22 protein-coding genes are annotated in these 26,013 nt (G+C 71.5%); 9 read left to right on the top strand and 13 right to left on the bottom strand.

The features are described from left to right. Positions 1-180: 180 nt before the first annotated feature. Positions 181-1,008, bottom strand: coding sequence for an endonuclease/exonuclease/phosphatase family protein (locus JK361_RS07755; protein ID WP_201814888.1), 828 nt, complete (start codon positions 1,006-1,008; stop codon positions 181-183). A 354-nt stretch (positions 1,009-1,362) separates the two neighbouring features. Here JK361_RS07755 and JK361_RS07750 point away from each other — a divergent pair, with 354 nt between their 5' ends. Continuing rightward, the gene (locus JK361_RS07750) at positions 1,363-1,740 is read left to right on the top strand and encodes a peptidoglycan-binding domain-containing protein (protein ID WP_201814887.1); all 378 of its coding nucleotides are present in this window, start codon (positions 1,363-1,365) and stop codon (positions 1,738-1,740) included. Between the two features lie 245 nt (positions 1,741-1,985). Here JK361_RS07750 and JK361_RS07745 read toward each other — a convergent pair whose 3' ends face one another. Then, a complete protein-coding gene (locus JK361_RS07745) occupies positions 1,986-2,561 on the bottom strand; it encodes an AMIN-like domain-containing (lipo)protein (RefSeq protein ID WP_201814886.1) in 576 nt (191 codons plus the stop codon). A 219-nt stretch (positions 2,562-2,780) separates the two neighbouring features. Here JK361_RS07745 and JK361_RS07740 point away from each other — a divergent pair, with 219 nt between their 5' ends. After that, positions 2,781-4,361, top strand: coding sequence for a hypothetical protein (locus JK361_RS07740; RefSeq protein WP_201814885.1), 1,581 nt, complete (start codon positions 2,781-2,783; stop codon positions 4,359-4,361). A 189-nt stretch (positions 4,362-4,550) separates the two neighbouring features. On the opposite strand, the gene JK361_RS07735 is transcribed toward JK361_RS07740, so the two are convergent. Further along, positions 4,551-4,997: a MarR family winged helix-turn-helix transcriptional regulator gene (locus tag JK361_RS07735; RefSeq protein WP_201814884.1), complete on the bottom strand. Its 447-nt coding sequence runs from the start codon at positions 4,995-4,997 to the stop codon at positions 4,551-4,553. Between the two features lie 83 nt (positions 4,998-5,080). On the opposite strand from JK361_RS07735, the gene JK361_RS07730 reads away from it, so the two are divergent. From JK361_RS07730 to JK361_RS07720, 3 genes are all read left to right on the top strand, one after another. Next, positions 5,081-5,764, top strand: a complete 684-nt coding sequence (locus JK361_RS07730; protein WP_201814883.1) for a hemerythrin domain-containing protein — start codon at positions 5,081-5,083, stop codon at positions 5,762-5,764. Positions 5,765-6,115: 351 nt separating this feature from the next. After that, on the top strand, positions 6,116-6,718 hold the full coding sequence (locus JK361_RS07725) for an O-methyltransferase (protein WP_201814882.1): 603 nt from the start codon (positions 6,116-6,118) through the stop codon (positions 6,716-6,718). Between the two features lie 556 nt (positions 6,719-7,274). Continuing rightward, entirely contained in the window at positions 7,275-8,258 is a 984-nt protein-coding gene (locus tag JK361_RS07720; protein WP_307787207.1) for a polyprenyl synthetase family protein, read from the top strand. Between the two features lie 99 nt (positions 8,259-8,357). Here the strand turns inward: JK361_RS07720 and JK361_RS07715 are convergent, their stop codons facing one another. Then, positions 8,358-9,149: an SDR family NAD(P)-dependent oxidoreductase gene (locus JK361_RS07715; protein ID WP_201815037.1), complete on the bottom strand. Its 792-nt coding sequence runs from the start codon at positions 9,147-9,149 to the stop codon at positions 8,358-8,360. 179 nt (positions 9,150-9,328) lie between these two features. On the opposite strand from JK361_RS07715, the gene JK361_RS07710 reads away from it, so the two are divergent. After that, positions 9,329-9,928 (top strand): TetR/AcrR family transcriptional regulator, encoded by a 600-nt coding sequence (locus JK361_RS07710; RefSeq protein WP_201814881.1) that lies wholly within the window; start codon positions 9,329-9,331, stop codon positions 9,926-9,928. A 285-nt stretch (positions 9,929-10,213) separates the two neighbouring features. Here the strand turns inward: JK361_RS07710 and JK361_RS07705 are convergent, their stop codons facing one another. Both JK361_RS07705 and JK361_RS07700 read right to left on the bottom strand, forming a co-directional pair. Beyond that, positions 10,214-11,779, bottom strand: a complete 1,566-nt coding sequence (locus JK361_RS07705; protein ID WP_201814880.1) for an alpha/beta fold hydrolase — start codon at positions 11,777-11,779, stop codon at positions 10,214-10,216. A 327-nt stretch (positions 11,780-12,106) separates the two neighbouring features. Continuing rightward, a complete protein-coding gene (locus JK361_RS07700) occupies positions 12,107-13,030 on the bottom strand; it encodes a MerR family transcriptional regulator (protein WP_201814879.1) in 924 nt (307 codons plus the stop codon). A 381-nt stretch (positions 13,031-13,411) separates the two neighbouring features. On the opposite strand from JK361_RS07700, the gene JK361_RS07695 reads away from it, so the two are divergent. After that, positions 13,412-14,878 (top strand): alpha/beta hydrolase, encoded by a 1,467-nt coding sequence (locus JK361_RS07695; RefSeq protein ID WP_201814878.1) that lies wholly within the window; start codon positions 13,412-13,414, stop codon positions 14,876-14,878. A gap of 152 nt (positions 14,879-15,030) precedes the next feature. On the opposite strand, the gene JK361_RS07690 is transcribed toward JK361_RS07695, so the two are convergent. The 4 genes from JK361_RS07690 to JK361_RS07675 form a co-directional block, all read right to left on the bottom strand. Beyond that, positions 15,031-16,350, bottom strand: coding sequence for a DUF4419 domain-containing protein (locus tag JK361_RS07690; RefSeq protein ID WP_201814877.1), 1,320 nt, complete (start codon positions 16,348-16,350; stop codon positions 15,031-15,033). 135 nt (positions 16,351-16,485) lie between these two features. After that, on the bottom strand, positions 16,486-16,797 hold the full coding sequence (merT, locus tag JK361_RS07685; protein ID WP_236052531.1) for a mercuric ion transporter MerT: 312 nt from the start codon (positions 16,795-16,797) through the stop codon (positions 16,486-16,488). Further along, a complete protein-coding gene (locus JK361_RS07680) occupies positions 16,794-17,576 on the bottom strand; it encodes a heavy metal-responsive transcriptional regulator (protein WP_201814876.1) in 783 nt (260 codons plus the stop codon). The genes merT and JK361_RS07680 overlap by 4 nt, the downstream gene beginning before the upstream one ends. A gap of 282 nt (positions 17,577-17,858) precedes the next feature. After that, positions 17,859-19,775: a bifunctional serine/threonine-protein kinase/glutamate ABC transporter substrate-binding protein gene (locus JK361_RS07675; protein WP_236052670.1), complete on the bottom strand. Its 1,917-nt coding sequence runs from the start codon at positions 19,773-19,775 to the stop codon at positions 17,859-17,861. 415 nt (positions 19,776-20,190) lie between these two features. Here JK361_RS07675 and JK361_RS07670 point away from each other — a divergent pair, with 415 nt between their 5' ends. Then, a complete protein-coding gene (locus JK361_RS07670) occupies positions 20,191-20,733 on the top strand; it encodes a GNAT family N-acetyltransferase (RefSeq protein ID WP_201815034.1) in 543 nt (180 codons plus the stop codon). 202 nt (positions 20,734-20,935) lie between these two features. On the opposite strand, the gene JK361_RS07665 is transcribed toward JK361_RS07670, so the two are convergent. After that, on the bottom strand, positions 20,936-21,355 hold the full coding sequence (locus JK361_RS07665; protein WP_201814875.1) for a hypothetical protein: 420 nt from the start codon (positions 21,353-21,355) through the stop codon (positions 20,936-20,938). 486 nt (positions 21,356-21,841) lie between these two features. Here JK361_RS07665 and JK361_RS41070 point away from each other — a divergent pair, with 486 nt between their 5' ends. Beyond that, positions 21,842-22,909, top strand: coding sequence for a phage baseplate protein (locus JK361_RS41070; protein WP_236052530.1), 1,068 nt, complete (start codon positions 21,842-21,844; stop codon positions 22,907-22,909). Between the two features lie 196 nt (positions 22,910-23,105). On the opposite strand, the gene JK361_RS07655 is transcribed toward JK361_RS41070, so the two are convergent. Further along, entirely contained in the window at positions 23,106-25,235 is a 2,130-nt protein-coding gene (locus JK361_RS07655; RefSeq protein ID WP_201814874.1) for a SpoIIE family protein phosphatase, read from the bottom strand. Beyond that, entirely contained in the window at positions 25,219-25,656 is a 438-nt protein-coding gene (locus JK361_RS07650; RefSeq protein WP_201814873.1) for a hypothetical protein, read from the bottom strand. The genes JK361_RS07655 and JK361_RS07650 overlap by 17 nt, the downstream gene beginning before the upstream one ends. Positions 25,657-26,013 lie beyond the last annotated feature (357 nt).

The following is a 26,013-nucleotide window of genomic DNA, read 5'->3' as shown; positions in this document are numbered from 1 at the left end:
ACAGGAGGCCAAGCAGATGACCTGAACTGTCCCTCGCCCACGGCGGCCGAGCATGACGCAAGACGCCCGCCGCCGCCCGCGTGGTCGGCTCCGCCACGGACACCTGGCGGGACCCCGCGGCCGCGGGGCGCCCCTGGAAGGTGTCCGAATCTCCCCCGTCCCAAATCTCCCCCGTGCTCCTCAGCTCTCCGCGGGACCCCTCAGTTCCGCGAGGACCGCGGCATGGTCGGACGGCCAGACGCCGTCCACCGGCTCGTCGCCCGCACGCCGGACCGAACCGACTGATCCCAGTCCTCGGGGGCCCGGTTGGCCCACATGGATGTAGTCGATACGGACGCTGGGTGCGAATCCGGCCGCGACATACGGGTTCGCCGCGTTCCAGGTCGCCGACGGCTGCCCCGGAGCCGCGTACTCCCACGCGTCGAGGAAGACCTGGCCAGGGACGGCGGGCGCCGTCTTGTAGCCACCGAACAGCCGCACCTCGTCGGAGTCCGGCCATGCGTTGAAGTCGCCCGTGATCACGGCTGGGAAGTCGCTTCCGCGACTGTGCGACGACACGAACTCGGCCAGCGCCCTGACCTGTCGGCAACGCACCGCGGAGGCGTCAGTGGCCGACGTGAGGTGGGCGGTGAAGAACGGCACCTGGTGCGCCGGAGCGTCGACGCACGCATAGAGGGCCAGACGGCCGTCATCGTCCTCCTCGCGGGCAGGCAGCGGCAGCACGTCGTGCCGCACGATCGGCCAGCGGCTCAGGACGGCGTTGCCGATGTCGATCGTCGAGTCCCCGAGCCGGCTCCGCCATCGTTCCGGCTTACGGACCGGTGCCCAGGTCCAGTGCATGTCGAGGTCGGACGCGAGCCATCCCGCGAGGTTCTCTCCGCCGCGGGCCCACACCTCCTGAAGGCCGATGATGTCCGGCTGGAGATCGCGCAGCACCGTGAGAATGGCTTTCCGCCGCTCCTCCCAGGGTCCGAAACGCCACCACAGGTTCCACGTCAGCACGCGCATCACTGTCGCCCTTTCGTTCCGCCTCGCCGGATCATCCCCGACCCTGCCGGGCGTTGGCCATCCATCGACGGCAAGGCCAGGCAGGCGCAGTGGACGCCGTCGGTCACCGCGAGGGGCGTACCGCGGTGGTCGTACGCGTTCCTACGGCATCGGTTGACCGGTAACTCCAACCGCCGCGGGACGCCCCGGCGAGGCCACGGCCGTAAGTTCTCCAGCACCGGCCGTCGGCTCCCGGACGGTGGCACCGGTCGTCGTCGGGGCCCGGTCGAGGCACGGGCCCCGCAGGCAGGGGCGGTCGCGCACGGCGCATCCGCGTGCCCCGCGGCCCCACTCGAACTCAGGACAGGAGACTCCATGAAACGCGCACGCTCACTGGCGGCCGTGGTCGCCGTCTGCGCTCTGGCGTCCGGCGTCGGCGCCGGCACCGCCGTCGCGGCCCAGACACCGACAGGCGTCAGTGCCGCATCCTCGGGCAAGTGCGGCTACAGCGGCAGCCATCCCACGCTGTCCTACGCCCCGAGCACGTACAAGGCAGCGGTCGAGCACGCCCAGTGCCTGCTCCTGAACTATCACCGGAACGCCTGGCAGGGCGGCCTGAGCAGCGACGGCTACTTCGGCAACCTGACACTTTCGGCGGTCAAGCAGTTCCAGTCGCACTGCGGGCTCGCCAAGGACGGCATCATCGGGCCGAACACCTGGAAGGCGCTGCATCCCGACACCAGCTGGTGCTGACGCCCGCCGCCGCCACCCGCACGCGCGACCACCGCGCCGCGCACCCGCCCGACCTCGTCACACGAGAGGCCGTCCGAGCCTCGCCACGCCGGAGCCGGTCGGGCGGGTGGGCGGCGGGTGGTGCTGCCGAGACGTTTCATCGCATGGATGAGTCGTGGCAGCACCGCGCACGCGCCGTCGCCCCGCGCGCAGGCGGACGGTCGGCCATCACCACAGGCACACCCCGATGTGCCGTACGCGGGCGGTCAGCGGCTGCCCGTCCAGTTGTGGGCCACGTCGACCACGAGGTGGCCGGACAGCTGGATCACCCGGAACGGCAGGCGGGCGCGGACGCCGAGACCGATCTGCGTCTCCCCTTCGAAACTGCCGGCGAACCGGGTGTCCCTGAAAGTGCGGTACCCGCTGACGTTCACGCCCGGGAGGGTGCGGCCCACCCGTCCTGGATACGTGGGTGCGCCACTGTCCGGGTCGTAGGCGGGCGCGCCGACGCGGACGTCGAGCACGGCTCCGCCGCCCACCGGGATGTAGCGACCGGTGGCGGTCTGGGTGAGCCGGTCGACGTATCTGACGTGGTAGCCGACGGATCCGCCCGTGGGCACGTCGAAGACCATGCGGTCGAAGCAGTCGTGCCGACCGGTCCTGATGTTCTTCAGCGGCACGGCTCCCGTCGCCGCGCCGCCCTTCGCTCCGCTGCCCCAGCCGGTGGGACAGGCGGTGGCACGGGCAGTGACCGCCGTCGCGGCGTCCGCGGCGGTCGTCGCCATTCCCAGCCCGGCTCCCGCCAGAACGAGTACCGCCAGGGCGGCCCCTATTCGTCGCATGATGTCCCCCTTCGTCGAGCGTCATGCTGTTATGGGATGAGACACGCGGGTTGCGCGGATGGTTGCACGCGGGTGCCGGCCGCTCTTCTTCGGTGAGCCCGGAGCCGCCCCGCCGCCCATTGCGAGATCATGAACAATCCTCAGGTTTCCATGGACTCCTCGCCGGGGCGCTCCTATGGTCGCGGCGGCGCGACCATCGAAAGCATCCCGAGGAGCCGCATGTCCCGCAGGACGCTCAGCCGGGCCCTGGCCTTCGCTTTGGCCCTGGCCGCAGGCACGGCCGTTGCCGGGCCTTCCCCCGCACTCGCCGACCCCATCCCCAGGGCGCCCGGCCACCGCTTGGTCGACGCCTTCTCCGGCGCCCCGGCCACCGCGCAGCCGTTGCCGGGCACCCCGCCGCCGCAGCACCCGTACCTCGCGCCGAACGGCCGCTCCGGAATGCATGCCGACGGCTGGGGCAGCGCCACCTACCCGTGGTCCGGTCCGCTCGGCGATCACCCACAGGTCGGCAGCGAGCGGATGGCGGCGCTGGGCGGGGAATGCGCCAACGTCACCTTCGACCGGGCGGGGCGGATCGTCACCGTGTGCGGCACGTTCACCGGGTTCCTGGTCAAGCTGCTCGACCCGCGCACGCTCGCGACCCTCGCCGAGTACGAACTGCCGCAACGTCCGTCCACGGTGGAGGCGATCACCCGGCTGGACTTCTCCCGCATCTTCAAGGACACCTCCGGCGGCGCGTACTCGTACCTCGACAACGAGGACCGTCTGGTGCTCGCGGACTCCCGGCAGCACATCGTTCGTCTCGCCCACCGGCCGAAGCCGGACGGCGGCTGGGAGTTCACCCTCACCGACGACTGGGACCTGACCGCGCGGGTTCCCCATGACTGCGTGACGTGGACCAACCTGCACCCCAGCGGGACCTGTGATCCGGTGACCTCCGTCATGCCGGACTGGCAGGGCCGGATCTGGTGGGTCACCCGTCAGGGCCGTGTCGGCACCGTGGATCCCGCCACCGGGGCCGTCCGGTCCGTCCGGCTCGCCGGGGAGGAGATCCAGAACTCGTTCTCCGTCGCCGAGGACGGCGTGTCGATCGTCTCCGACCACGCGCTGTACGAGTTCACCGCGGCGGCGGACGGGACGCCGGCCGTGGTGTGGCGGCAGACGTACGACCGGGGCAGCGGCACCAAGCCCGGCTCCGTCAACCAGGGCTCGGGCACCACTCCGGACATCTTCGGTGCCGGCGGCAGGTACGTCGCGATCACCGACAACGCCGACGACCGCATGCACGTGCTCGTCTACCGGCGCGGCGCGGACGTCTTGCCCGACCGGCGTCCGGTGTGCGAGGTCCCCGTCTTCGGCGCGGGTGCCTCCACGACGGACAACTCCCTGATCAGCTGGGGCAACAGCCTCGTGGTCGAGAACAACTACGGCTACGAGGACATCACTTCCCTCACCTTCGGGCGGAGCGTCACCGGCGGGGTCACCCGGATCGACGTGCGTCCCGACGGCAGCGGCTGCGACACCGTGTGGGTGAGCGGCGAACGGTCGCCTTCCGTCGTGCCCAAGCTGTCCACGGGCAACGGACTGGTCTACCTGTACACGAAGGACCCCAACCCCCTGGGCGTCGACGCCTGGTACCTGACCGCCGTGGACTTCCGCACGGGGCAGACCCGATGGAAGCAACTCCTGGGCACCGGCATCGGGTACGACAACGACTGGGCACCGATCACCCTGGGACCGGACGGCACCGCCTACGTCGGCGTGTTCAACGGCCTGGCCACCGCACGGGACGGCAACTGACCCCACCCGCACCGGCGTCCGTGCGCTCCCGGCGGACGCTGTTGCGGCCCCTTCCCTCGCCGGAGCCGGGCTTCACCGGTACGAGAAGGGGCCGCACGGGAGCCCGCTGCAGGCGGACGACGGAAACCAAATAGCGGCGGGGCGCCACGGCGAACAGCTCCTGGTACTCGATCCGCGGTGAGGCGGTGTCTACCGCTTGCCCGCCGTTCCTTCATGGCGGTCCAGCTCGGCCAGCAGCCGGCGCAGTGATGCCCTGGTGGCGCGGACCTCCTCGTCGGGGATGGCCGCGAAGAGGGTGCGATGGATGTTCTCGGCTCGGGCCGTGACCCGGGCGAGCGACTCCTCGCCGCGGGGCGTCAGCGTCAGCAGGGGGGATCCGCGGTGGTCCGGGTTGGCGGCGTAGGCCGCGAACTGGAGGGCCACGAGGTCGTTGGCGACCCGCTGGATGTTCTGCCGGCTGACGCCGAGGCGGCGCGCGGCTTGGGGAACGGTGAGCGGGTCCTCGGACACGGCGCTCAGCACCTGCCATCGGGCCTGGGTGAGGCCCTCCGCGGCGGCGGTTTCCTCACCCAGGCGACGCAGGGCCCCCGCGGCCTCGAACACATCGGCGATCAGCAGGGCCGTCTCATCGGACATGGCACACCTCTCCACTTGACAACACATTGCTACAGCGACAACATGTTGTCATCCTAATGGAACGACCACCTCAAGGACAGGCCATGCCCAGGATCGACCTCTACCGGAATGTTCACATGGGACAGCGCGCGCGACTGTTCACGCTCGCCACGGAGCTCGGCGCCTCCGACATCACCAGCCGCGGCGCCGCCACCGAGCAGGCGAATCGGTGCCTCGCCATGACGCAGGAACTGCGCGAGCACGCCGACCACGAGGACACCTTCATCCATCAGCTCCTGCGGGAGCGGGCACCGGAGGCGGCCGACGCGCTGGATGCCGAGCACATCCGCCTCGACGCGGCCTTCGCCGCGCTCGACGAGCGGGCACGGGCGATGCCGAACACCTCTGCCGAGAACCTGCCGGAGGCCCAGCACGCGCTCTACCTGGCCCTGAACGAAGTGATCAGTGCGTATCTCGCACACCTCCACCTGGAGGAGACGGTCGCGATGCCGGCACTGTGGCAGTACGCGAGCGAGAAGGAGCTGAGCGCCGTGTTCACCGCCTTCCGTGCCTCCCGCAGCGAAGAGGAGTCCCTCACCGACCTGCACAGGATGCTGCCCGCGCTGCCGCCCGCGTCCCGGGCGGCGATCGTCCGCGGCGTCGTCGAAGCCGTACCGGGACAGGCGGACAGCACCCTGGCCGTCGTCTCCAGCACCCTCGGCCCCGACCAGCGCCACCGGCTGTACGAGGACCTGGGCGTGCCGGAGGCGTGGGCGTTCCAGGCCTAGCCTGCCGCGACAGTGGATCCGGTGGTTCGGTGATCACGTCTGCCTACAGGCAGCGACACGCGGCCGAGTGCGGGATCGACCGACTCAAGCCTTGGACTCCTGCGTCGCGGCCTGGGTGAGCACGTGCAGGGCCCTAGATCCGACGGCCGCTCAGCCTCAGTCCGCTCGCGAAGTCGCGCGAGGATCCCCCTACCCTCTCACCCAGGTCCTCTCGTTTGGATCAATCCGGGCTGATCCAAACGAAAGACCCTGGTGCCTGCCGCCCGCCTCCTCCGACGTGCCGGCCGTGTCCGTCACCGCCGTGTGCTCCCGCAGGCCCGACCGGACGGCCGCGCGGCCATACTGCTCGACATGTCTCTTCATGGAACGGACGCCTACCAGGACGTGGACTCACTGCCCGCGTTGGTCCAGCGAGCCGTCGAGGCAGCGCGCGCGCACGGTTTCGGGTTCTCCTGCCGGCCCGAACAGGGGCGTCTGCTTCAGGTGTTGGCCGCGGGAGCGGCCCACCGCATCGCCGAGACCGGGACAGGCTGCGGTGTCGGCCTGGCCTGGCTGGCCTCGGGCGCCGCTCCGCACACCCGGCTGCTCAGTGTCGAGCGAGACGCGGAACGAGCCCGCCTCGCCGCGGACGTCTTCCGGGACTGCGGCCAGGTCGAGGTCCTCCACGGCGACTGGCGGCGCATCGAAGAGTACGGGCCCTACGACCTGCTCGTGCTCGACGGCGGAGGCCAGGCCAAGGGTGACGGCGCCGCGGAACCCGCCCGGCTGCTCGCCGCCGGCGGCACGGTGGTGATCGACGACTTCACCCCGGCCACGACATGGCCGCCCCGCTTCGACGGCGCACCCGACCGGTCACGTCTGCACTGGCTCGAACACCCGGAACTCCGAGCCGCAGAGCTTCGCCTCGCCGCGGACCTCAGCGTGATCGTCGGCACCCACCTGCCGAAGGGCTGAGGCGACGGCACCCGTAGGCGCAAGCCAGGGGCAACGGCACCCGCATGACGCAAGCCAAAGGCAACGGCACCGCAAGACGCAAGCCAAGGGCAACGGCACCCGCAAGGCGCAGGGGCCGGGCAGCAGGCGGTTCAGGGCGGCGAACGGCGGCGAACGGCGGCGCTGATGGGTGCCGTACGAACACATCACCGGCGGAACGAGCGGACGGGCCCGTCACCACGGGGGAAAGCGACGAGCCCGGCCAGACACAACCGTCCCACATCCCCACAGGCGCGTGCACTCGATCGCTGAAGTTGGCGTAGATGGACCGCACATCCCGCGGGGGCGGCCCGTGGACCACGCGCGGTGACAAAGAAGAGGCACGGGCCGTGCACGGCAGCCGGCCGATTGTGGCTCGTCGTCCCGGTCACCTCGGTGAGCCTCGTTCTTCCCGCCCGCTGCTGCGGAAGTTGACGCACCGAGCGAACCGGTCGTGGCGAGAACTCGATCTGGCTCCTCACCCGGAGGGAGTGATCGAATCGGTGCGTTGCACTCGGCAGTGACGGAAGAGGCTTGCGTGACGACGGTGACGTACGAGGACCTGTATCGGCAGACGGCCACGGCGATCGCAGCGGAGAGGGACGCCGCACTCGGACTGCTGGGCCCGTCGGCACCCGCGGTCCGCGCGGTCGTCGCGGAACTCCTGAGGCACCGCACCTTCAAGTACCCCTTATCGGTCCTGCCGTTGATCGTCCATGCCGCCGAGACGGGAGCCCCCGAACCGGCGCTCCCCCTGGCCGTCGCCCATGAGCTGTGGTGGACCTCGGCCTGCTGCCTGGACGATCTCGCCGATTCGCAGGGCACCTACCGGGCCGGCGACCTGGACGAGAACGCGGCGCTGCTCGCCACCGTCGTCGCGGGCACTCCCCTTCCCCTCCTCGTCGTCCAGTCGGAGCGCATCCCGGAGCCGGTCCGGGGCACGTTGTCCGCCGAGATAGTGCGCTGCTGGATCCTCGCGACCGAGGGACAACTGAGGGACCTGCAAGGAAGGGCCGCGGCCGCCACATGCGCGTCGGTGGTCACGGCGTACCTCGGCAAGTCCGGCGCTCCCTTCGGCATGGTCACCGCGATGGCCGCCGAACTGGCGGGCGCCCGGCAGCCGCGCGTGGAGTTGTGGCGCGAGTTCGGCACCGTCTTCGGGGTCCTGTGGCAGCTCTTCAACGACCAGGAGGACATCCTGTCCGGCCGCGGCGAGGATCTGCGGAACGGCATCGTGACCTACCTGCTCGCCTGCGCCCTGGAGGAGGCGGCCACAGCCGGCTCGACGGAGCGCGTCCTCGCCCTGCACGCTGCCGCGAGGCACTCCGCCCGCGCCCGTGCGGACCTCACCGATCTGCTGCTCGCGCCCGCGGTGCTGTGCCGCTTCGAGAAGGCCGTCGGCGAGTTCCGTGCCCGTGCCCACGGCATCCTGGATGAACTCGGCGGTGACGGCGACTACTTGACCACGCTGAGGGACCTCGTCGACCGGTCGTCCCCCATGCTTCTCGAGCCGCGGATCTGACCTGCCCCGCGTGGCCCTGCGAGGGCACCGGCGTCGAGCGGCGGCGGGCGAGGAGGCCCTGCACGGGGCGCCCGCCGTCGCCGTGCGTGCGAGGGCGGGTCAGCGGCTCGTCCGCTGCGCCGCCACGATGGCGTTCATGGTCTTCTCCGCGCCCGCGCGCCGCTGGACCCGCTCGGCGAACCCCGGGAACTGGGAGGCGATCTTGGTGAGGAAACGCAGTTCGAGCGGGGCGACGTTGATCTCGGCGACGTCGCGTTCGATCGCCCGCGCAACACCCTTGACCACCTGCTGCGGTGCGACCGTACGGACACCGCCCGGCGTGGGGGAACCGGTGTCGGCGAACATGCCGAGGTCGCGGACGAAGCCGGGCTGGACGATGGAGACACCGACCCCTGTGCCGTGCAGGTCCTGGCGGAAGGCGAGGGAGAGGCCGCGGAGCCCGAACTTCGTCGCGTTGTACAGGGACGACGACTTGGTGGCTGCCATGCCCGACAGCGATCCGACGAAGCAGATGTGTCCGCGGCCCCGGGCCACCATGTCCGGCGCGAGCAGCCGCGCGAGCATCGCCGGCGCCCGCAGGTTCACCGCGAGCGCCCGGTCGATCTGGGCCGGCGTGTAGTCGAGCAGGTCGCCGCTGGAGGGCAGGGCCGCGTTGGCGATGAGGATGTCGGTGCCGGCGGCCTCTTCGGCGAGGCGCCTGACGTCTTCGGCGTCGGCGAGATCGGCGAGGACCGTCCGCGCGCCGTAGCGGTCGGCCAGGGGTTCCAGTGCCTCGCGCCGCCGCCCGGTGAGGATCAGTTGCGCGCCGCGTGCCGCCATCTCCGCGGCGACCGCGCCGCCGATGCCGCCCGTGACTCCGGTGAGCAGAACAGTTGTCCCTGCGATGTGCACGGTCACCCTCCGATTCTGTTCGTTCGAACGAACAATAGAGACGGCAGGGACTCCTGTCCACCGGCACCCGGTCATGCCCAGCGACCGGCCGGAAGGCCTGATCGGGCGTCATCCGCATCGGCCGCCGACGGGCCGGGAGCAGTCAGGGGCGGAAGACGATTGATGGAACAATGCATGGCATGCCGAACGCCGCATCCTCCGCCTCGACGCGCCAGCGCATCATCACCGCCGTCCTTCAGATCATCGGCGAGGACGGCGTCGCGGCGGTCACCAACCGGCGGATCGCCCGGCAGGCGGGAGTGTCACTCGGCTCGGTGACGTACCACTTCGAGACCCAGCACGATCTGCTGCGCGAGAGCCTGCTGTACTTCGTGCGCGAGGAGGCACGGCACTTCACCGAGCTGGCCGACCAGTGCCAGACCGAGGGCATCGGCGTGGAGGACGCCGCATCCCTGGCCGGCCAGGTGGCGTGCGGCACGGCCCTGGACAGCGCGCACCTCGCCCCGTTCGAGCTGTACATCCACGCCGGGCGCGACGAGCGGCTGCGGGAGGCGGCGGCGGAGGCGTTCAGGGCCTACGACCGCCTCGCCACCCGGATCCTCACCGCCCTGGGCGTCCCGGACGCGGAGCGCCTGGCGGCCACCACGGTCGCCGTGGTGATGGGTCTGCAACTCCGGCGCCTGGCCACCGGGAGCCCCGCGGAAGACCTGGTCGACGCACTCCTGCTGCTCGCGCGGGGGGCCGCCGTCCAGCCGGCCGGGCAGGACACGCCGGCGTGACAGCGACGGCCACGGCGCCCTCGACGCCCGTGACCACCCCGCGACACCCCGGGCGGCGCCCGCTCGAGGGCCGGTGCCGCGGTCAGCGGCACACGGCTGGTCGTCGACATGTCGTCCCGCGGCAGCTCGGACACCGGGCGATCCCGGCTCACCACGACGAACGCGTGCCGTCCCGCGCAGGTTGTCCTGGGCGAGGGCAGCACGCGTTCGCAGTGGGGTCTTCCGTTTCGGTGGACGAGCCACACGATCGGTGTGCACACCGACTGCCGGGGGCGGGAAAGCCCGTCAGAAGCGCGGGACTCCCGGTGTGTGCGGCGGCGTCGGGACGATGTGCTGGTTCAGGCCCCGGCCCGGGCTGACCGGCGGCTTGCAGGTGACGTCTCGCGCCGGGAGCCTCCCGGTGCTCAGGTAGGCGTTGACGGTGCGGTCGGCGCAGGCGCGCGGATCTCCGCCGTAAACGCCGTGGCCCTCACCGCCCTTGACGTACACCAGGCGTGAACCCTTCAGGGCGCGGTGCATGCCGAGGCCGCTGACGAGGGGGGTCTGGGAGTCCCACTGGTTCTGGACGGTGAGCAGGCCGACGTTGTTGTCCACCGCGGTGACCGGCTCGGCGGGCTGGTCCCAGAAGGCGCACGGCGTGATGTTGGAGCCGAAGTCGCCGTAGATCGGGTACTTGGCCTTGTCCCGGATCGCGTCCCGCCGATACTGCTCGGGGTCGTGCGGCCAGGCCCCGGTGTCACCGCAGACCACGCTCCAGAAGGCGGCGGTGCCGTTGTCGGCCGGCGGCTGTGCGGCGGCCGCGCTCCAGCGCGGTGCCTGCGGACGCGCCGGCGCGGAGGAGCGGAGGGGATGCCCGGCATGGCCGCGGGCGGCCTTCTTGAGACTGACGACCGCCTCCGCCGCGTCCTTGGGGCTGTAGAACATGGGGCGCAGGGCGGCGCGGATGTCGTCGCCGGTGAACTTCTCGCCGCCGTCGTCGACGGGAGTGCGGTCGGCGCGGGCGATCAGGTCCCAGAACGTCTTCTTGACCTTGGCGGGGGTGTCGCCGAGCTTGTAGGTGCGGTGGCGCTGCGCGGTCCACTTCGTCCAACGGGTGAACGCCGGCTCAGTGCCCTCCGCCCAGACCTGGATCATGCCGCGCCAGACCCGTGCGGGGTCGACCGCGCTGTCCAGCACGAAGCGGTCGGTCCGCTTGGGGAACATCTGCGCGTAGACGGCGCCCAGGTACGTGCCGTACGAGTAGCCCAGGTAGGAGAGCTTCTTCTCTCCCAGGACGGCGCGGATGACGTCCATGTCGCGGGCGGTGTTGCGGGTGGTGATGTAGGGAAGCCTGTCGCCGTTCTTGGCGCGGCACTTGTCCGCGACGGTCCGGGCCCACTTGACGTCACGGTTGAACTTCTCGGCCGTGTACGGGCGTTCGAAGTTCTGCTCCGTGTTCGTGAGGCCACACGTCACCGGGCTGCTGCGCCCGACGCCGCGAGGATCGAAACCGATGAGGTCGTACTGCTCACGCACCTTCTTGGGCAGCATGTCCTTCGCCATGACCGGCATGTCCAGGCCCTCCCCGCCCGGACCGCCCGGGTTGAAGAGGAGCACGCCGTGCCGCTTGCCCGGAACGCTGGTTTTGACCCGGGAGATCGCCAGCTTGATCGTCTTGGCGTCGGGACGGCTGTAGTCGAGCGGGACCTTGATCGTCGCGCATTGGAACGCGGCCGGCAGCGACGCGTCGCATCTGTGCCACGCAGGCTTCTGGTTCGCGAATCTCGTCAGCGGTTCCGCCGCGGACGCCTGCGTCGGGGCGAGGGCGGGGACGAGAGTCGCCGTGACCCCCACGGCGAGCAAGGGAGCCATGCGTCCTATCCGCACGATGTGCCGTTCCTTTCGGTCAACTAACAGGACAGGACGACGATTTCGTGTTCGCGGGGCGAGCGAATCCCCCTACAGGGCGGTCTTGCTGCGACTCCCGGTGTACAGAGAAAGAGACTTGCGGAGGAGAACCCGAACGGGCCGAACGACGTCCGCGCCGATCGGCCTCGTCACAGCGGCTGCCGCCCGGAGCGCCTGGCGCAAGGCCCGTGCGGGCCTGGATCCACGGGACCTCGTCCCGGCCCGGGCGCGGCTGGCAGATCCGGATCGGCGGACCGGGAAGACGTGAGGTTACCGACGGGCGGTCCCGCTTCAGGCAGTTGGAGCGCTGTCGGCGCGCAGTGCGAGTACGAGCCGGTAGTGCAGCAGGCCGAGGGCCGGCTCGTCCGCCGGGAGCAAGGGAGCGGCCAGCTTCCAGTAGCGCCCCATCACGAACCCGTCGTCACGGGCGAGCAGTTCCACGAGCCGTCGCCGGAAGGCCGGGCCGTCCCCGGCGCCGAGCGCCGCGGCGTAGGCGGCCACGAAGCAGTCGAGCGCGCCCCCGCCCTCGGGCGGGCGGCCGCCGCGCGCCTCCGCGCCCGCCAGGCCGTACGTCTCCTCCAGCCCCTCGTACAGGACGGCCGGCCGGTACGACTCCCCGGCGAGCGGCGGCCCCGGCCGCAGTCCCGGGACGCGGTCCAGCTGCGGATCGGAGACCAGCGCGTGCAGCCGGGCGAAGGCGAGGACCTGTTCCGGGGCAGGATCCGGCGGGAGCGGTGGCACCACCGCGTCGAGCACCCGGGACGCCAGCCCGGCCGGCAGCCGGACCGGCAGCACCCGCCGCCAGAAGCGGACCACGGCCCCCGTGTCGGGAGGCAGCGCCACCGCTCCGAGCAGTCGCAGCCGTTCCGCCCGCTCCTCGGCCGCGGACTCCGCGAGCAGCCGCAACGAGGCCTCCCGCCACCGCAGCGCGGCCAGCTCGCCCTCGACCTTCCGCAGCCGTCCCGCGAGCACCTCCTCCAGCGCCTCGTCCTGGTCCAGTACCCGCTCGACCTCGGGCACGGCCAGGTCGAGCGCACGCAGCGACCGGATGACCCGGATGCGGTCGAGCGCCCCGGGCCCGTACCGGCGGTGCCCGCCCCCGCTGCGGCCGGCCTCCGGCAGCAGCCCGCGGTCCGAGTAGTACCGCACGGTCTTGACGGTCACCCCGGCCCGCTCGGCGAGTTCTCCGATGCTCCACAGCCCGTCCGGCTGCACGACGCGCACCTCCCACGGTGTCTCGACGGCCGAACGCCCAGCCTAGGTCCTCTTGTTCGGACCATGCCGGGCTCGCGGGCCCTGGCACCGCTCCCCCGCTCTCGGCTTCGCTCGATCGGGAGGTGCCGCACCGCCGGGTTGTCGTCGGTTGCCATGGCGTTGCGATGGCGCCCTCCGCCGCCTCGCGTCGCTCCTCCACTGCCTGAACGACGTGGGAGGGGCCCCGTCACCAGAGCCGGCTCCCTGATCCGGCCTGATCCAACCGAAAGACCCCAGCGGGGGTGGCCGGGCCACCCGGGAGCCGCTTGAAGCTCCCCCTGGGGGAGTTCTTAGCCTGCCGGCGAGCGCGAAAGCGCGCGGTACGGCGTACGAGGAGGCAGGATGACGGCGTTCGTTCTGGTGGGAGGTCCCTTCACCGGCGGGTGGCTGTGGGACGAGGTGGCCGGACGGTTGCGGGCCACGGGGGAAGAGGCGTGGCCGGTGACGCTGGACGGCGATCCCGGGGCCGGACTGGAAACCCACGCCGGGGAGTTGCTGCGGCTCCTCGACGGGATCGAGGCGCCTCAGGTCGTCCTGGTCGGGCACGACTACGGCATTCACCCCGTCCTCGCCGCCGCCGACCGGCGTCCGGAACGGGTCTCCCGCGTCGTGTACGTCGCCGCCGGTCTGCCTCAGAACGGCGACCCCGCTGTGCTGCTCGTCCGCGACGAGACGGTACGGAACCGGCTCGCGCACGACGACGCACCGGTGCCGCCTCCCCGGGGCCGGGCGTGGGAGCAGTGGGGCAGCACCGACGGCCTGTCCGCCGCGGCGCTCGCCCGGCTGGACCGGCTGGCAAGGCCCCAGCCCGCCGGTACGCTCACCGAGCCGCTCCGGCTCACGGGCGCGGCGCACCGGCTGCCCGCCACCGGTGTCCTGTGCACCGGCGACGGGCCCGGCATCGACATGGTCGAGATGCTCGTCCGGTCCGGTCCCCCGCAGTTCAGGGAACTCGCCGGGTCGCGCGTGTCCTTCTTCGAACTCCCCACCGGCCACTGGCCGATGCTGTCCTGCCCGGACGACCTCGCCGAGGTGCTGCTCCGGGCGGCGGCGGGCGAGGGCCACCACATCGACGTGCCGGACGAGGAGTGTCCCGAAGACCTCGGAACGTTCCTCCTCGATCCGCCCGAGGTACCCCGCGAGCGCACCGGCCGCATCGACCTCCATCTCCCGGCGGCCGACGGACCCCGGCCCGCGGTCCTCTTCGTGCACGGTGGCCCGATCGACCCCGCCCGGCGGCCCACCCCACGGGACACGTCGTTCTACCTCGGCTACGGGCGCTACGCCGCGAGCCTCGGAGCGGTCGGCGTCACCCTCGATCACCGGCTCCACTCCCTCGCCGACTACGCGAAGGCGGCCGAGGACGTCGCGGAGGCCGTCGAGCAGGTCCGTGCGGATCCGCGGGTCGACCCGGACCGCATCGCGCTGTGGTTCTTCTCCGCCGGCGGCCTCCTCTCGGCGGACTGGCTGGCGGCGCCCCCGCCGTGGCTGCGCTGCCTGGCCATGACGTACCCCGTGCTCGCCCCGCCCTCCGGCTGGGAGACCGTGGACGCCCGGTTCCGTCCTGTGGCAGCCGTGCGCGGTGCGGGGCGGCTGGAGACCGTGCTCACCCGGGCGGGGCTGGAACACCCTTCGTTCGCGGTGACGGTGGAGCGGTTCCTGGATGCCGCCGACGAGTGCGGGGCGCCCGTCGAGATCGTCGACGTGCCGCACGGCAGGCACGGCTTCGAGACGCTCGGTGGCACCGAGGAGTCGCGGGCTGCCGTGGAACGGGCGATGACCGCCGTCCTGCGCCGGCTGGACTCCTGACCGTCGGCGTCCGTCGACCGGATCGCCGGCCGTACCCTCCTCGCGGCCTGGGAGGTTGGTCCCCGGACTGCGCCGCACCGACCCCTGTGGCTGCGGGCCGACGGGGGACGATCGGGCCGGACGGGTTCCGTCATGGAAACTGCTGGCAACCGCTAGAGCGACCGGAGGGCGTGGCCGAGGTCCGGGCCGTAGTTGCCCCAGCACCGGATATCGCCGGTGTCGGACACAAGGTCGCCGAGACACCAGTCGCCGTCTTCGGCCCGCACCGCGCAGAGCCCCGCCAAGTTGATCGCGCAGTCGGCTCGGAGGGGTTCGCCGTGCAGCGTGACGGTGCCGAGGGTGGTGAGAAACTCGGCCTGTGGGCAGCCGGTGACGCGCTGAACGTCGGCCATGGTCCACGGCTCGGGCAGGCGCTCGTCGTGGGGCTCGGTGGCCGGGAGCAGTTCCACCACGGCGTAGCCGAGGGCCGGCCGGATCCACTCACCGTCGCGTTCCGTGCCGAGCACACCGCCGAGGAAGGCCATCTCGAACGTGCCGGTGGGCGTCTCCCAGCGGAAGGGGACGCGGGAGACGTGCGAGGGGAAGTCCTCCTCGGCGGTGGTCCCCGGGCCGAACGACTGCTTGGGAGACGGCCCGTCGTCGGTGTACCGGTGGGCGAAGAAGGCGTTGATCCAGCCAGTGACCGTGTCGCCGCCGGACGCGGACTCCCACTTGTAGAGCGAACGCCAGAACTCCTCGTCGACACCCCACCCCGAGGCCGTCGCGCTGATCGAGTCCAGCACGGGGTGCAGGGCGGCGAACCACGGCCGCAGCCCTTCGAACCATCCCTCCAGCTCCCGCACCCGGCCCGCCAGCAGACGCCAGTCGCGGTCCGTGCCCTCCAGCCGGATCCGGGGAATGCCGCAGAGCGAGCTCCACCGGAACCGGTAGTACGGGCTGACCACGTCCATCAGCGCCACCAGGGCGGCCGTGGCCTCGGTTGGGGTGGTGGTCGAGAAGGCGGGCTGGAACAGGTCGGCCACCTCGTCGCCGATGCGGGCACGCAGGGGCTGTTGGACGAGGTTGATCGAGCGCGCCCAATCCAGCGGGGCAAGGTCGTCGCGGACGGCGATGGTCTGCCGGTGCCCCGGCGTCTCGGTGAAGACACCCGCGTATGTGCCGGAGTTCAGGCGGACGTGGACGGCCACCTCGTGCACGACGGCGTACCAGAGCAGGTCGGGCGAGAGGCTCAGCGGCAGGTGAGCCGTGAAGCACAGGTGGACGGCGCGCAGCAGGAGGCTGGAGGTGGGCTCACTGCTCTCCGGAACGTCGGTGGGCCAGCCGACGAGGCGCTCGGTGCTGCGGTGGTGGAAACGCCCCTGGTCGCGGAGCACAGCCCGCAGGAAGCGCTCGTTGCCGAGTTCGGTGAGCCCGGAAGCGAGCCCGGCGGCCTCGGTGTCCTCAGCGAGCGGCAGGTCTATCTCGAAAGCCATCCGTATCCCCTAGAAGCCATGATCGGCCATGATCCCAGAAGGCCGATGCGCCCCTTGGCCCCGTCCCTCCGGTCGCGTGGCCCAAGAGGCAGGTCCTTCATCCTCACAGGCCGCCGGGACCAACCCGGCGACAGGTCACGGGCGCTGCCTGGCTCCCGGCTTCTCGGGGGCGGCGCCGATGGCGGGCATGCCGAGGTCGGCCCGGGTCGAGGCGGTCCGGCAGGCCGCCGTCTCGCGGCGGCGCCGGAGCACCAGCGCGACGATCCCGGCCACCACGGCCGGCACCGCGAGGACGGGCAACCACAGCGAGGCGATCGCCGAAGTGACGCCGATGCCGCCGAGGAAGGCCAGGAGCGGTCCCGCGCAGCACATCGCGCAGGCGGCGACCGCGGCCGCGCCGGCGCCCAGAGCGCCCCACCGGGGCGGGCGAGGGGAGGAGGTGGTCATGCGGTCGCTCCGAACAGGTCGGCCAGCATTCCGGCGGCACTCTCGGGTGCCCGCACATCCAGCTGGAGGGCGGAAGGGGTCAGGTGCAGGGTGAAGTCGAAGAACGCGCAGCAGCCCTGCTCGGCGGCGGCCAGGGCGGCCACCTCCGCGGCCACCTCGGCGGCCGGCTCGGCTCCCGCCGGGAACACCAGTCGAACGCCGTCGGGGATCTCCTCGTACCCCTCGGCCCTGCCGGCCAGCTCCCGCCACCGCTCGATGCGCTCACCAAGCTCAGTGCCGCCCAGCGTGCCCGCGACCGGGGCGTCACGCCACGATTCGCCCCAGCCGGAGCGGGTGGGTGACAGCTCAACCATCACCGGCCCCTGTTTCTCCGGGCTGGTCGTGGTGCAGCCGCAGTCCGGTCCGCACGCGCCCCCGGGGGCCGGTCCGGACAGTTCGGCGTGGACGCCTGCCAGATGGGCCGAGAAGGCCCGCAGCTCGGCGATCCGGCCATCGGTCTCCGTGATCCGCCCGGCGACCAGCCGCAGCATCCGGACCCGCACCGACGCGCACACGCCTTCCTCGCGCACGTCCAGCAGCTCCCGAATCTCGTCCAGGGCCAGCCCCAGCAGCTTGGCCGAGGAGATGAACGCCAGCCGTTCGACCGCGTCCTGCCCGTACACGCGGTAGCCGGCCGGGGTGCGGTCTGCGGGCAGCAGACCGGCGTCCTCGTAGAAACGCAGCGTCGTGGCCGGCACACCGGAGCGCTCCGCCAGCTGCGAGATGCGGTAGGTCGTCATGCCGCCGACCGTAAACCTTCGACCCGACTGGAAGGTCAAGCCCACTGTCGGCTCCTCGACCAGCGAGCCGTCCCTCGCGTGACTGCCAGGTCGAATCGGCCTCTTGCCCGCGGATGCACTTGAGGGGCGTGGATGATCCCCCTCGCCCGGCGGCGCCAAGGCGAGGTACGGACCACGCCGACGGGGCTGTCCAAGGGGCGTGGTCCGGCGCGGTTCATGTCCCCGGGCGGCGGGCGGGCGTGGACATCGCCTGGCCTCGCGATCCTCCCGCCGGGCCGGGTGTCATGGCGTCGGCGGGATGGTCCTGAGGCCGGGGAGATTCTTTTGGAGGGACCTGGCCCAGGTGCCGTCCTCGGTCATCTTCCGCAGTGCGGTGTCGATGCGTTGTCTGAGCGGACTGCTGTGGGCGATGCCGATGCCGTACCGTTCGTCGGACATCTGGAGGCCGCCGAGCTTGAACCTGCTGGACTCCCGGGCGGCGTAGCCGGCGAGGATGGTGTCGTCGCCGGTGACGGCGTCCACGGAGCCGCGTGCGAGGTCGTCCAGGCAGAGCAGGTACGTCTCGCGGGGCAGGACCTGTGCCTCGGGGGCGTACTTCGTCTCGATGGTGAGGGCGGAGACCGAGCCTGTGATCGCGCAGACCTTCTTGTCGTTCAGGTTCTGGGGCACCTGGATCGACGTGTCGTCCGCGCGCAGCAGGATGTCCTGGTGGGCCGACAGATAGGGGCCCGCGAAGTCGATGCGCTTGTCCCGTTCGTCGGTGATCGTGTACGAGGCCACGATGAAGTCGACGTCCCCGTGCTCGAGTTGAGTCTCGCGCAGGCTGCTGCTGACCTCCTTCCACACGATGTGGGCGGAGTCGTAGCCGAGGGACGCGGCGACGTACTTGGCCACGTCGATGTCGAAACCCGCATAGGTGCCGTCTGTTGCCCGGTACCCGAGGCCGGGCTGGTCCGCCCTGATGCCGATGGTGACCTTCTTGCCGCCGGCCGGACCCTTGCCCCCCACGCCGCCTGTGGTGGCGGCGGGCCCGGTGCCGTCTGGTGTGCCGGTCGCGTTCGGGCGATTGCCGTCGGCCTGGTCGTCACCTTTGGCGCCGGGTAGCAGGGCCCATAAGAGGACGCCGGTCACTGCCAGGGCGCCCGCGGCGTACGCGTAGGCGCGGCCGTGCCTACGGCCGGCGGTCCGTGGCGCGGTGAGGGGTACGGGTGGCTGTACCGACCGCGGGTCCGCCGGCTGAGGAGGGGCGATCCGGTACGAGGTCGGGGTCGTGGTGGCGGGGCGTTCGGCAGCGGCCGGTGGCTGGGCCCGGGACACTGCGGCCGCCCCTGCTTCCGCCTCGGCTCCCGCTGCCGCCTCGGCTCCCGCCTCCGGTTCCGACCCTGTCTCCGCCTCGGCTACCGCTCCCGCCTCCGGTTCCGCCTCCGCCTCCGCTTCCGCTTCCGCTTCCGCGAGCATCCGGGCCAGTACCTCGGCGTCGGGTCGCGCGGCGGCATCGCGCACCAGGACGGCGGTCAGTACCCCGGCCAGCGGGCCGGCCCGACGCGGAGGCGGCACGTCCTCGCTGAGGACCGCCGCGAGCGTGGCGAGGGTGTTGGCGCGGCGCAGCGGGTGGTGGCCCTCGACGGCGACGTAGAGCGTCATGGCCAGGGACCACAGGTCTGCCGCGGCACCGCCGTCGTGGCCGGCCACGCGCTCGGGGGCCATGTAGTCGGGGGTTCCGATGACGGACCCGGCCGGGGTCAGCACGGTGGCGCCCAGGACGGTCGCGATGCCGAAGTCGGTGAGGACGGGGCGGCCGTCGGGACGCAGCAGGATGTTGGGGGGCTTGATGTCGCGGTGCTGGATGTCCGCCGCGTGGGCCGCGCGCAGGCCGGCCAGCACCTCTCGGCCCAGAGCGGCGGCCTCGGAAGGGGAGAGGGTGCCGCCGGCGAGGCGGTCGTGGAGCGAACCGCCGGGGACCAGTTCCATGACCAGCCAGGGGTAGGGGTATTCGCCACCGTCCACGATGTGGTGGATGGTCACCACGTTGGGGTGGGCGATACGGGCGAGTGCCCTGGCCTCGCGCAGGACGCGGCCCCGCAGCGCCGCGGCAGCCTCGGGGTCGTACTCGATGAGCGCCGGGTCGGGCGGTCGTACCTCCTTCAGTGCCACCTCGCGGTGCAGCGCGAGGTCACGCGCCCGCCATACCAGCCCCATGCCGCCACCGCCGAGCCGTTCCACCAGCTCGAAACGGCCGTCGATCACCCGCGCCACGCCGCTCCCCCTGTGCCCTTACGAGATCCCGATCACGGTCTTCGCACGCTTACCGGGCCCTCTCCCGAAGCCGTGGCCGACTCTGCCACATGAGTGAGGCCCCGGGCAGCGGTATGAGACCGGTGATCAACGGGATCGTCCAGGACGGGACGAAGCCCCGTTGACCGGGGCAGGACGGACGGCAGCCATCCTGTGGTCACCTACGCCACCGGCATTCCGCGCCGGGGCCCGATACCGTCGAGGCGGACACCGACCGGTCCAGGGCGGCGCTGGAAGTGCCCCGCATCCGTCGCATGGCGTGTATCGCAAGTGCCTGGTGAGGATGGCGGAGAGCCGATTTGTGATCCAGAATCAGCGGATGGTCATGCTGCAGACTCCCCGTTTGGTCCTGCGTCGCTGGCGCGACGAAGACGTCGCGCCCATGGCCGCCATCAATGCCGACCCCGAGGTCATGCGGTGGATCCGTGACGGCAGCGTCCGTGACGAACAGCAGACCCGCGGTGGGATCCAGGCGTGGGAGAGCGAGTGGGAGTCGCAGGGCTTCGGCCTGTTCGCCGTGGAGATCCGGTCCACCGGCGAGCTGGCCGGGTTCACCGGCCTTTCGGTACCCGACTTCTTGCCGGAGGTGCTGCCGGCGGTCGAGGTCGGCTGGCGGCTGGGACGTTCCCACTGGGGGCAGGGCTTGGCCACCGAGGCCGCTGCGGCCGCCGTACAGTTCGGGTTCGAGAAGCGAGGGCTGGACCGCCTCGTCAGCATCGCCCAAGTGGGCAACCACGCCTCCGAACGGATCATGACCAAACTGGGGATGCACCCGGTCCGTGAGACCGTCAACCCCACCGGCGGTCGGCGAGTACGGGTGTTCGAGTTGTCGTCGGACGAGTACGTCACAAACACTCGTTGACGGCGGCTACGAGGACGGTGGCCTCGTAGCGGACCGCGCGATCGTCGTACCTGGCGGCCGGAATTGTGCATCAGACCCGCCGACCCGGCGTGCTCCGCTGCCGGTCCGGCCGTCGGGCGCCGGCCCGGCGAGACCCTGCGGCCGGACACGAAAGGGGCCGGCGCCCATGGCGCCGACTCCTTGCCCGTGCCAGCTACGAGGCTCAGGCGCTACCGTACTTCGGCAGCGTGCACTTCTTCTCGGAACCCTTCACCAGGCACACACGGAGAGCCACCGGGGTGTCTTCCTTGAGGTTGCCCGACTCCTTGTCGCAGTACGGGGAGTCGTGGCCGCGCGTGCTGGCGATGCGGTCCGCGCTGAAGGCCCCGGGGTTGAGCGGGTTCGGGTTGATGTCGAGTTCGGCCTGGACACCCCAGCCGTCCTTGTTGCTGTCGCAGGCCATGACGGTGTCACCGGTCAGGTCGCGGTACGGGTCAGCGGTCCAGTAGCCCTCGCTGCCCGCGCCGTAGCTGACGAAGATGTCGGAGGACGCGGAAGCCTCGCCCTGTCCACCGATCACCAGCACCGCGGCCCCCGCCGCGGTGATCAGCGCTCTCTTCACCCGAGGTGCGCGAAAACCCATGGTTCCCCCCAAAGTTCAGGGCAGGGCGGACTCAGACCGCCCTCCAGTTCGATTTGACAGTCCGGATGGCGGCTCGGGCCTCCGGAGCAGCGAAACAGTACGACACGCGATCACATTCGGACAACTGGCCGGTAACTTAAGGGCGGTGGCACAACTCACCTTGTGCCACGCCAGTTGCACGACGTCTCGCGCCGCCCGCGCCGTGAGCGAAGGCCCCCGCCAGTGCCTGTCGCCGGCGGTGCCGCTGGGGCGCAGCCGGCGGACGCGTCCCCATCCGGCCCTCCGACGCCGCCCCCTTCACCCCTCCTTCACCGAAGTCAATTTGCATTCGCTTCCCCAACTCTCGGCCAACTGGCTCGCCGCCTGGGCAAACGACGCTGGCGCAGGGGATGTTGAGGTGATTCAATCCCTGCGACAGACACACGGTGCACACAAGGGCTACACATCGATGCCCATGTCATCCCGAGGAAAGGTGCCGGAAGACAGATGAAGCGTGAGAACGTCAGCCACCCGAGTCGACGCCAGGTCCTGAAGCGCGTCGGCGGTTTGACGGCGGCTGCCGTGGTCGGGTCCGCGTCCCTCGCCCAGGCGGGCACGGCGTCGGCGACCGTGGCTGATTCCAAGCGCTTCGATCTCACCGATTCCTCCGACGAATGGTTCCGGGAGATCCTGCTCAACGAGAGGCGGATCCTCCAGTCGTTCGCGTTCGACAACACCAACAAGCACCTCTACGCCGCTCAGTTGGTGCAAGGTGGCCGCACGCTGTCCGGCGAGTCCCAGGCCTACAGCGACGCCGACCGCTCCAAGAACGGCGACCTGTGCATCACCCGTCTGGACTGGCAGGGCAACATCACCGGCCGGATGTACCTGAAGGGCTTCGGGCACGGCGTGTCCATCGGCGTGGAGCCCTCCGGCAGCAGCGCCTTTCTGTGGACCGAGAGCGACTCCGTGGCCGACAGCCAGAACAACGGCTACGGCACGAAGATCGCCCGCTTCAAGTTCGCCAACGGCGCCGTCCTCCGGCCCGACTCGGCCCAGGTCACCCGCTACACCCCCGTAGCCGGCTCCGACCACAACAGTGTGGCCATCGACCCCGTCTACAACCGCATCGTCCACCGCTACCGCATCGACGGCACCACCTGGAAGTACAGCCTGTACGACCTGGCCGCGTTCAAGGCCGGCACGTTCACCCCGCTGGCCACCATCACCCAGCCTTCGGTGCTCACCGGCCCGACCTTCCAGGGCTACGTGTCCATGGGTCAGTACCTGTACACGCTCGACGGCGACGCCTACGACTACGACAAGGACGGCAGGCAGACCACCACCAGCAACACCTACGTCACCTCCATCGATTGGGACGGCACGGTCTACGAGCGGCGGCTGAGCAACGCCGGCAAGACCCTCTTCTACCGGGAGCCCGAGGGGCTGGCCATACAGATCCCGAACACCGGCAACCCCACCGCCGCCCGCCTCCACCTCGGCTTCGGATCCGAGGAATCCCTCAGCCGGACCGACAAGAAGGCCAGCTTCTACTACAAGGACCTCCTCGTCTGACCCACCACAACGGCGACACGGATGCGGACGATGTCGCCTCCGTAGCGGCCGCGACGCTCGGCGGCCTCTTCACCGAGCGGTCTCGTCCGCGGCGTGGTCCGGTGCAGCGGCGGTGCTCGAGAAGTCGGCGACGACTCGGTCACCGTCGTCGCCTCCGGTCGTGCGGGAGATGTCCCGCAGGGTGTGTGGCAGGGACTCAGGCCCGGCCGGGTGCGCCGGTGGTGCGGAGCAGGAGCAGGGCAATGTCGTCGGTGTGCCAGCCCTGGGGCCAGCTGTGGTGCACCAGGTTGTCGATCAGTTGATCGAGGTCGGACACGTCGGTGCGGGCGAGGTGGTCGGCGAGGCCGGCGGTGGTGTCATCGGTTTCTCGTCCGGGGACTTCCACCAGCCCGTCGGTGTAGAGGGCGAGGAGGGTGTTCACGGGCAGCGGCACGGTGGTGGGGGGATACAGGGCGCCGGCGTGGATGCCGAGCAGTGGGCCGGGGTCGAGGGTGAGGGGAGCGGTGCGGCCGTCGGGGCTGCGCATGAGTGGTGGGGCGTGGCCGGCGCTGGCCAGGGTGATCTGGTGGGCGGAGAGGTCGAGGTGGGCGTAGAGGCAGGAGACGAGCAGGTCGGGTTCCACATCGGTCAGGACCCGGTTGGTGCGGGCGAGGACCTGGTCGGGGGTGGCGCCGGCGGTGGCATGGGCGTGAACGGCGGTGCGGACCTGCCCCATGAGGGCGGCCGCGGCGGAGCTGTGGCCCTGGACGTCACCGATGACGGCCGCGGTGGTGTGCTGGTCGAGCGGGATGACGTCGTAGAAGTCGCCGCCGATGTCCATGCCGTGGCTGGCGGGAAGGTAGCGGGCGGCCACGTCCAGGCCGTTGATGCGGGGCAGGGTCCGGGGCAGGAGCGCCTGTTGCAGGTCGTGGGCGAGCTGGTGGGTGGCGTCGTAGAGGCGGGCGCGGTCCATGGCCTGGGCGATCAGTCCGGCCAGGGAGGTCAGGACGGCGCGTTCGTCGGCGGTGAAGGTGTGGGGTCGCTCGTAGGAGACGATGCAGCAGCCGACGGGCCGCCCCGAGACGATCAGCGGCAGGAACGCCCACGCCTGCTTGTCGCTGAGTTTGGGTGTTTTCGGGTAGCTGCGGGCCATCTCGGCCGGGTCGGCGAAGAAGGAGGGCACGCCGCTGGCGAGGACCTGCCCGGCGGGCGTGATGACGGTGTCCAGCGGCAGGCCGTCGAGGCTTTCGATGACCTCGGGCGGATAGCCCCGGTGGCCGGTGATCTTCAGTCGTCCGGCCTCGGCCGTGGACAGCACCAGGCCTTGGGCACCGAAGCTGGGCAGGATCTGGGCGGCCACCAGGTCGACGACATCGCGGACGCCGGCGGCCTCGGTGAGGGCCGCGGCCAGGTGCATCAGCTGGTACAGGCGGCTCACCCCGATCGGCCGGCCGGCCGAGGGCGGCTTGATGGGCATCAGGGTGGGTGGCCGGTCGGCGAGCGCGGTCTCGACGACGCGGACGCTGATTCCGTCGGGCCCGGGGAAGAGGTAGAAGTCCAGCCAGGTACCGGGTGGACGCAGGGCGTGGAAGAACACGGGTTCGCGGCTGAGCAGTGCGGTGCGGTATTTGTCCGCGTAGGCGGGGTCGTCCAGCCAGGGCAGGGCCTGCCAGGGCAGCCGGCCCAGCAGCGACGCGGCATCGTGGTTGAGCAGGCGGGCGGCGCTGGAGGTCACGAAGGTGATCCGGCCCTCCGTGTCGAGGGCGAGACTGCCCCCGGGCAGGCGTTCGGCGAAGCCGAGCGCTGCCTGCGGGGCGCGGGTGTCCAGGCCGTGGACCTGCACCAGGCGTGGTTGCTCGGGGATGACGGGCGGCTCCCCGGCGGCCCTGAGCAGACCGCTGATGCGGTGGGCGGCATGCATCATGCGGGCGCGTTCGCGGTGGCCGGCGCGCGGGGAACGGCCGGCGGGCCACAGCAGCAGCAGAGCGCCCCGGCAGGTGCCGGGTCCGGAGACGGGCGCCGCAGCCATGCAGAACCGGTAGGGCTGAGCGGCGGCCGCGCGCGGATAGCAGCGGGCCAGCTCTTCCAGGCCGCCGACCCATACCAGGCGGTCCTCGCGCACGGCGTCGGCCACCGGGTCCGGGGCGGCCAGCGCGATGCGCGTCCAGGGTTCGGCGTACTCGGCGGGTAGGCCGCCGGTCGCCACCAGGCACAGCACCCGCCGCCGCTCATCCAGGACGTAGAGGCCGCCGGCCGCGGCCCTGGTGCGGCGCACGGCCGCGGCCAGCGTCCGGTCCAGGGCCTGCTCCGGCGGCCTTGTGGCGGGCCGGTCACCGGGGCGGGACATCGCCCGGTCCTGGTCGGCCCTCGCAGGTGCCCCGGCGGGTGAAACGGGCGCGGGCGGCCTCGCCGCTGATGCCCAGCGCCCTGCCGATCTGCGGCCAGCTGGCCCCGGCCTGCCGGTCAGCCAGCACCGCCAGGCGCACCAGTCGTTCGGTGAGGCGGGGAATGCGGGCGACGGCCGTGCAATGGGCGGCGCCCTCCAGTGCCGTACCGTCGTCGGCGGCCATGCCGGCCAGTTCCTGTTCGACCTGTGTCAGGAGCATCGAGCCGGCGGTGACCAGGGTGCGCCGGGCGGCCTCGGCCTGGCTCCAGCGCCGCCGGGCCCGCCAGGCCGCCTGCCGGTGGCCGGCGTGGCAGTACCGGCGGCCGGCACCGGCGGAATCCGGAAGTGCCGCCCCGCACCAGGCACAGCGTGCGTCGCCCATACCAGGACACTACGCCCGCACAGCGGCGACGGCGTCCCCGGCAGCTCCGGCGCAGCGACAGCCCTCGGCCCCCGGCAGCCACGTGGACGGGGCCTGAGCGGCCACGGACCGGTTCGAGGCGGCCGGCACCGCGATCAGCGCACGGCCGTCACCCAGGTCGTCGGCGTGTCCTGCGGCCAGCACCGTTCACGCATAGGCGGCCGAGTCCCAGTCCCCGGTGAGCGGAACCAGATGGTCGATGTCCAGGGCGGGCCTCTAGGGTCTTTCGTTCGGCTCAGACCGCGCGAGCCCGGCCTGATCCAGACGAGAGGCCCTTAAATGCTGCCGGTCGTCGTACGGCGTATCGCGAGGATCACG

The sequence above is a fragment of the Streptomyces musisoli genome, from assembly GCF_016741855.1.
GTDB classification, from domain to species: Bacteria; Actinomycetota; Actinomycetes; order Streptomycetales; family Streptomycetaceae; genus Streptomyces; species Streptomyces musisoli.
The sequence above is the reverse complement of the archived record's forward strand: the minus strand, read 5'-3'. Positions and strand labels throughout refer to the sequence as shown.

Coding starts and splice junctions, on each gene's coding strand:
- JK361_RS07740 (WP_201814885.1), top strand. CDS start 2,781: ATGTCCCGCAGGACGCTCAGCCGGGCCCTGGCCTTCGCTTTGGCCCTG.
- JK361_RS07735 (WP_201814884.1), bottom strand. CDS start 4,997: ATGTCCGATGAGACGGCCCTGCTGATCGCCGATGTGTTCGAGGCCGCG.
- JK361_RS07745 (WP_201814886.1), bottom strand. CDS start 2,561: ATGCGACGAATAGGGGCCGCCCTGGCGGTACTCGTTCTGGCGGGAGCC.
- JK361_RS07675 (WP_236052670.1), bottom strand. CDS start 19,775: ATGGGGCTGGTATGGCGGGCGCGTGACCTCGCGCTGCACCGCGAGGTG.
- JK361_RS07655 (WP_201814874.1), bottom strand. CDS start 25,235: ATGTCCCGCCCCGGTGACCGGCCCGCCACAAGGCCGCCGGAGCAGGCC.
- JK361_RS07680 (WP_201814876.1), bottom strand. CDS start 17,576: ATGACGACCTACCGCATCTCGCAGCTGGCGGAGCGCTCCGGTGTGCCG.
- JK361_RS07705 (WP_201814880.1), bottom strand. CDS start 11,779: ATGGCTCCCTTGCTCGCCGTGGGGGTCACGGCGACTCTCGTCCCCGCC.
- JK361_RS07665 (WP_201814875.1), bottom strand. CDS start 21,355: ATGGGTTTTCGCGCACCTCGGGTGAAGAGAGCGCTGATCACCGCGGCG.
- JK361_RS07725 (WP_201814882.1), top strand. CDS start 6,116: ATGTCTCTTCATGGAACGGACGCCTACCAGGACGTGGACTCACTGCCC.
- JK361_RS07695 (WP_201814878.1), top strand. CDS start 13,412: ATGACGGCGTTCGTTCTGGTGGGAGGTCCCTTCACCGGCGGGTGGCTG.
- JK361_RS07690 (WP_201814877.1), bottom strand. CDS start 16,350: ATGGCTTTCGAGATAGACCTGCCGCTCGCTGAGGACACCGAGGCCGCC.
- JK361_RS07730 (WP_201814883.1), top strand. CDS start 5,081: ATGCCCAGGATCGACCTCTACCGGAATGTTCACATGGGACAGCGCGCG.
- JK361_RS07750 (WP_201814887.1), top strand. CDS start 1,363: ATGAAACGCGCACGCTCACTGGCGGCCGTGGTCGCCGTCTGCGCTCTG.
- JK361_RS07710 (WP_201814881.1), top strand. CDS start 9,329: ATGCCGAACGCCGCATCCTCCGCCTCGACGCGCCAGCGCATCATCACC.
- JK361_RS07670 (WP_201815034.1), top strand. CDS start 20,191: ATGGTCATGCTGCAGACTCCCCGTTTGGTCCTGCGTCGCTGGCGCGAC.
- JK361_RS07755 (WP_201814888.1), bottom strand. CDS start 1,008: ATGCGCGTGCTGACGTGGAACCTGTGGTGGCGTTTCGGACCCTGGGAG.
- JK361_RS07650 (WP_201814873.1), bottom strand. CDS start 25,656: ATGGGCGACGCACGCTGTGCCTGGTGCGGGGCGGCACTTCCGGATTCC.
- JK361_RS41070 (WP_236052530.1), top strand. CDS start 21,842: ATGAAGCGTGAGAACGTCAGCCACCCGAGTCGACGCCAGGTCCTGAAG.
- merT (WP_236052531.1), bottom strand. CDS start 16,797: ATGACCACCTCCTCCCCTCGCCCGCCCCGGTGGGGCGCTCTGGGCGCC.